The 5583-nt window shown below is 59.3% G+C and carries 4 protein-coding genes and 1 pseudogene; 3 read left to right on the top strand and 2 right to left on the bottom strand.

The features are described 5' to 3' along the window. Positions 1-324: 324 nt before the first annotated feature. Positions 325-616 (top strand): annotated as a pseudogene (locus tag NA637_RS23845) (addiction module antidote protein). A gap of 275 nt (positions 617-891) precedes the next feature. Here NA637_RS23845 and NA637_RS23840 read toward each other — a convergent pair. After that, positions 892-2496: a sensor domain-containing diguanylate cyclase gene (locus NA637_RS23840; RefSeq protein ID WP_256074963.1), complete on the bottom strand. Its 1605-nt coding sequence runs from the start codon at positions 2494-2496 to the stop codon at positions 892-894. 292 nt (positions 2497-2788) lie between these two features. Here NA637_RS23840 and NA637_RS25580 point away from each other — a divergent pair, with 292 nt between their 5' ends. Together NA637_RS25580 and NA637_RS23830 are read left to right on the top strand one after the other, a co-directional pair. Next, positions 2789-4267 (top strand): ATPase domain-containing protein, encoded by a 1479-nt coding sequence (locus tag NA637_RS25580; RefSeq protein ID WP_256074962.1) that lies wholly within the window; start codon positions 2789-2791, stop codon positions 4265-4267. Further along, positions 4260-4670, top strand: coding sequence for a response regulator (locus tag NA637_RS23830; protein WP_256074961.1), 411 nt, complete (start codon positions 4260-4262; stop codon positions 4668-4670). Before NA637_RS25580 ends, NA637_RS23830 begins: the two co-directional genes overlap by 8 nt. Positions 4671-4690: 20 nt before the next feature. Here NA637_RS23830 and NA637_RS23825 read toward each other — a convergent pair. Continuing rightward, a partial coding sequence (locus tag NA637_RS23825; protein ID WP_256074960.1) for an acyltransferase family protein occupies positions 4691-5583 on the bottom strand: 893 nt, incomplete at its 5' end.

The following is a 5583-nucleotide window of genomic DNA, read 5'->3' as shown; positions in this document are numbered from 1 at the left end:
GAAGTTTGCAATATTTCCTTTTTTTTTCAGACATATGCCGCTTTGGTTAAGCCACGATTCGGATTTCCGTCAGCGTTCGCCGTCTACCTTGCCCCAGAAAAAACCTGACCATACCGACAATGCATCATCTTGATGCAAGCACATCGCCAGCGGGGCGCAACCACGCGAGCGGGCGTGTCGGTTGCCGCAGCGTTCGCAAATGGGGCGTGGCGAAGGAAACGGATCGGCCGTGCAGAATGAGTGCTCTGTGGTGGCGATAAAACCGCCCAGAGTCAGAACATCAAGACAGCAAAACGGCTCGCTGCGCAATGGAGATGATGTGCCATGACTGAGAAATTTTCCCGTTACGACACGGCTGAGCATCTGCGCAACGGAGAGGAAATCGCCCTGTACCTGGAGGCGGTTTCGGAAGAAGGCGATCCTGCGCTGATTGCCGCCGCCCTGGGCGACGTGGCGCGCGCGCAACATGAGTCAGCTTGCCCGCGATACCGGCATGACCCGCGAGGGTTTGTATAAGGCGCTTTCCGGCGAGGGCAACCCCAGTTTTGCCACGGTAATGAAGGTCTCCCGCGCGCTTGGACTGAAGCTTTCGTTTGAAAAAGCAGATCAGGCATAACTAAACCAGAATAAAAAAGCCCGAAACCCTTGTGGCTGCTGGGGTTCCGGGCTTTTTTGGCTTGAATGAAAATACCATATAACGAAAAGTTTATATTAGGCATTGCTCGGGTAACCCAGGCTGACGAACCCGACTGTTGACGTTTTGCCCATCGACTTGGAACCTCGAGAACCGCGCCTGAAAAAGGCGCGCGGGGATACAGAGCTGGGTATTTTTTAGCCCTGTCTGCCGTCCCCCCTTGCAATACCTGAATGCCATCAGGGTCGAGCCGAGGATCAGGCGTCCGGTTTGGGATCTTCCGCCGAGTACTGATCGGGCTCAGCGATTTCCGAGCGATTCCGGCCGTTTTTCTTGGCCCGGTACAGCGCGGCATCGGCCAGCTTCAGGACGCGTTCGATGTCGCTGGCGTGCATGGGCCAGACTGCGATTCCCAGCGAAACGGTGATGTGGCCGACCACGGGAATCTGCTGCAGCTCGACGCTGGTGCGCAGGCGCTCGGCTACCCGCAACGCCGAATCGACGGTGGTATTGGGCAGCAGCATCAAGAACTCCTCGCCGCCGCTGCGACAGAGCACGTCAGCGTCCCGTGAGCAGGTCGTCATCAGTCCAGCCATCTGGCGGATGACGGTATCGCCCACGTCATGGCCGTGGCTGTCGTTGATGCGCTTGAAATGGTCGATATCCAGCGCTATGACTGCAAAGGAGCCGCCCTCGCTGGCGAGCATCTCGAGGGCGAGTGTGAGGCCGCGACGGTTGTGCAGCCCGGTCAGCGGATCGGTTTGAGCGTCCAGGTTGAGCTTGCCGATGCGCTGATGCAGCAGACTGATGCCCAGTTGCATGGCGCGCTTGAGTTGCGCCGCTTCGAAATACCAGGAGCGGATACGTTGAATGCGCTCAGCGCTGTTGGGAGCATCCATTTCGCTGGCGCGCTGGGCCAGCTGAGAAAGCGGTCGCGTTATCAGCGCCGCCAGTCCCCAGATGCAAAGCAGCGTCAGCAGGGCGAGCGGGGCCGTCTGACGGATAACCTTGAGCATCAGATCATCGAGCGGCTGCAGCGTGTCGGCGGTTGGTCGCTGGGCCACGATGCCCCAGCCAGCTGCCGGGGAGGCCGCATAGCCAGCCAGCATATCCACGCCTTGACTGTTAATCACTCGAAGGCTCCCGGACTCCCCTTGCAGCACCCTGTCGATGACTTCGTTCTCTGCCACTACCGTACCCAGGCGTTTCGGCTGCGGGTGATAGAGGAGTCTGCGTGACTGGTCGACGGCATAAAGGTAGGAGCCGTCCTGATAGAAGTGCTCACCCAACATGCTATGGAGGATGTTGCGCTCGCGCAGAGAGATCACCCCGCCTATATAGCCGAGGTAGGTACCGTCACCGGCGACGACAGGATGCGAAATAAGGATTACCAGCGTACCTAGTGCCGACGTGTACGGGCTGCTGATCAGCGGCTCGCGCTTAGCCAAGGCTCGGAGAGCACCCGGTGAGTTCAGTTTCTGCCCAACCAATAGGCCGGTATTCGGAGCGGTCGCCAGCACTTCGCCCTGTGCGCTGGCAATGACGATGGCATTGAAGCTGTCTGTCTGTCGCCGCAGCCGTCTGGCTTCCTCGTGCAGTACATCGTTGTCGGGAAACTGGGCAGCGATGTTCTCAGCGCTGACGGCCAATTGCTGCTGGGCCGAGTGAAAGAACAATTCTGTCCCGTCTGCCAGTTTTGCCGCATAGGCGCGGTTGGCAGCCAGCGTGCTGTCGATCAGCGAGTCACGCTGGACCTTGTAGCTGGCATAGAAGCCGATACCGAGCGTGATCAAGCCACTCAGCATTGCCAGCAGGATGATCAGTCGGCGCAAGTCCAGGCGAGGTAGGCGAGCGGTTTGCATAATTCCAGTTGTAATCCGTCTCGGTGACGGCGCGATGTAGAGATTTTGTTTGCTTCCAGCAACGACGGCAATCAGTCGACAATAGGGCTGACTGCCCCTGGCTCAGGGGATAGCTCGCGAGACCCTAACACGGTCATTGAGCAGGCAAAGAAGAATATTGACTGCATCCCCTCGTTCCGGTGGATAAAACATGAACAACCGAGCGCGGCAGGTGACCAATATGCACCGGCGAGTAATTGGGTCCGGGGACCCTTTGCTAGCATGCGCTCACTGATCGAAACGGAAAGCTGCTGTGACCGACAACGCTACCTACTCGCCAACCGCGCCGACTCATGTTCCGACCGGCGTGCCAGGGTTGGACGCCGTCCTCAAAGGTGGGCTGCTACCCCGAGCGGTCTATATCGTTCAGGGTGGGCCGGGCGAGGGAAAGACCATTCTTGCCAACCAGATCTGTTACAGCTGGGCGGCTCGTGGCGAGCGCTCCCTGTACGTGACCTTGCTGGCTGAAACCCATCACCGCCTGCTTCGCCATCTGCAGAACATGCGATTCATGGACAACCAGTACGCCGGCACTTCGGTGGTCTATGAGAGTGCTTTCGATATCCTGCGCACCGACGGGTTGGAAGGCATCCTTCGCTACCTCACGCGCAACGGCAAGCGTCAGCAAGCCTCGCTGATCGTGATCGACGGTCTGTTCGCGCTGGAAGAAAACGCCGCCTCGGAGCGCGCGTTCCGTGAGTTCATCAACGACTTGTCGATCTACGCTGACGTGGTTGGGTGCACCATCCTGTTGCTGACCAACAGCAAGCGCGACTCCGGCAGCCCCGAGTTCACCATGGTTGATGGTTGGTTGTACCTGGGCAGCGACGAGGATCAGTTCCGCACCTACCGCTATTTGCAGGTGCGCAAGTTCCGCGGCAGTGATTTCATCTCCGGTCGGCACATGAGTTCGATCACCAGCGACGGGTTTCGCGTGTTTCCACGGCTCGAGGCGGTCACTGGCGACCTGGAGTCGGCAAACATGCGCGACGAGCGCTTGAGCACGGGCGTCGCCGGGCTCGACGACATCATTCAGGGCGGCATTCCTTTTTCCTCGACGACCTTGCTGGTAGGCCCGACAGGGGTGGGCAAGACCACCTTGGGATTGAGCTTCATCTGCGAGAGCAGCGAAGCCGAGCCCGGGCTGATTTTCGGCTTCTACGAGGACGCCCACAGACTGCGACGTCGTGCGAAAGCGCTCGGGCTTGAGCTGGGCGCGATGATCGACAGCGGCGTGGTGGAGGTGGTCCATCACTCCCCGACGGAGCTGTTACAGGATCAGCTCGCCGAAGAAATCATCGAGGAGGTCCGCCGCCGGGGCGTCAAACGGCTGTTCATCGACGGCATCGACGCGTTCAAGCAGGCGGCGGTGAACGAGCAGCGGCTGGGCCGTTTTGTCAGCACTCTTACCGCTATCCTGCGTTGCGAGGGCGTGACTACCGTATTTAGCGCCGAGCTGGCCGAGATCGTCGGTGGCGAACATGGGCTGCAGTTCGCGGCGGTCTCGGCGATAGCGGAGAACATCATTCTGCTGCGGTACGCGGAACTCGAGTCGAGGCTCTACCGTACGCTGGCCATTTTGAAGATGCGTGAAAGCGGCTTCGATCCCTATGTATATGAATTCTATCTGGGCGAGGGAGGGTTCAAGCTCGGAGGGAGGATGAAGCGTACCGAGGGAGTCGTGACGGGGCAGCCCCACCGTCAGACCCTGACGGGAGGGCAGGATGCGTGACGAGCAGTCGCAAAGACTCGACCCGCTGGTGTTGCTGGTCGAGGATGAGCTCGGCCTCAGCAAGCTGATGGTGATGATTCTCGAGGACGAGGGCTACCGAGTCGTCGAAGCGGCAAATGGCGCGCAGGGCTTGGCCAGGCTTGAGCAGGAAAAGCCGGCGCTGATCATCACCGATTACATGATGCCCGAGCTCAATGGCTACGAGATGGTTTGCACGATACGCAAGAACCCGGCGTTCGACGACGTGCCGATTCTGATGATGAGTGCTGCATTGCCTCAGCAGTTGCCGGTCGGCGATCTGGTCGACGATTTTCTGCCCAAGGGCACCGGGATTGAGAGGCTGGTGGCTACCATTCGCTGTCTCATCGAGACGGGTGGCAAGCGTTCAGAGCCGACTCCCTAGTGGCCGGCCGGCTGCTGCGCTCAGGGCGCCGGGGTCAGGTCCGCACCGCTGATACCTTGGCGATTGCTTGGCAGGAAGCGCTTGAGGCGCAGCGCTGGCGACTCGATCAGGTGCCAGGACAATGCAGCGATGGCGATGCTCGCGGCCAGGCTGATCACCATGAACGCCGGTAACGAGAGGTGCGGCTCCAGCCAATGCATCAACAGCTGCTGCATCGGAAAACTGAAAATGTAGATGCCGTAGGAAAAGTCACCGTATCGGCCGAAATGTGACAGTCGCGCAATTCTCAGGTGCGCCAGGTAAATGGTCAGGTAGGGCAATGTCAGCACATGAACGAGGAACCACCACTCGGTCCTTGCGCTGATCAGCGAAAGCGTAAGCAGCACAAGCGCGATCTTCCAGTTCCAGGGCAGGATCTTGCGATACAGATAGAGCGCTGAGCCGAGAAAGAAAAACATGCCCAGGCGAGTCACCTTGCGCAGCATGTCGCTCTCCAGCCCAAGGTCAGGCGCCAGGTGGAAATGGATGGACATAAGCGCGATGGGCACTGCCAGTACGGCGATTCGTCCGAACAGTTTGAGCAGCCCCAGCAACAACAAGATCGTGTACATCAGCACTTCATAAGGCAGCGTCCAGACTGATCCATTGACCGTCTCGGGGAACGGGTTTTCGGTGAACACGCCAGGCAGGTGGAACTGGGTGAACAGCGCCACATTCGTGAGATAGCGGACGGTCTGGCTATTGAGCAGGTACTCGCTCAGCGACAGTTCGGTGGCCAGCGGGCCGACAATGAAAGCCGTGAACAGCGTCGATACCGCCAGCGCCGGAAATATTCGCAGCGCTCGTTTGCCGGCGAAGTCCAGGCTGCTGCGGCTGTGAATCCAGGAGGCGGCAATCAGAAAACCGCTCATGA

Origin of the sequence: Stutzerimonas stutzeri, from assembly GCF_024448935.1 — a bacterium.
In the GTDB taxonomy this organism is placed as follows: Bacteria; Pseudomonadota; Gammaproteobacteria; order Pseudomonadales; family Pseudomonadaceae; genus Stutzerimonas; species Stutzerimonas stutzeri_AO.
Note: the sequence above shows the minus strand (reverse complement) of the source record. Positions and strands in the feature narration are given on the sequence as shown.

Coding starts and splice junctions, on each gene's coding strand:
- NA637_RS23840 (WP_256074963.1), bottom strand. CDS start 2,496: ATGCAAACCGCTCGCCTACCTCGCCTGGACTTGCGCCGACTGATCATC.
- NA637_RS23830 (WP_256074961.1), top strand. CDS start 4,260: ATGCGTGACGAGCAGTCGCAAAGACTCGACCCGCTGGTGTTGCTGGTC.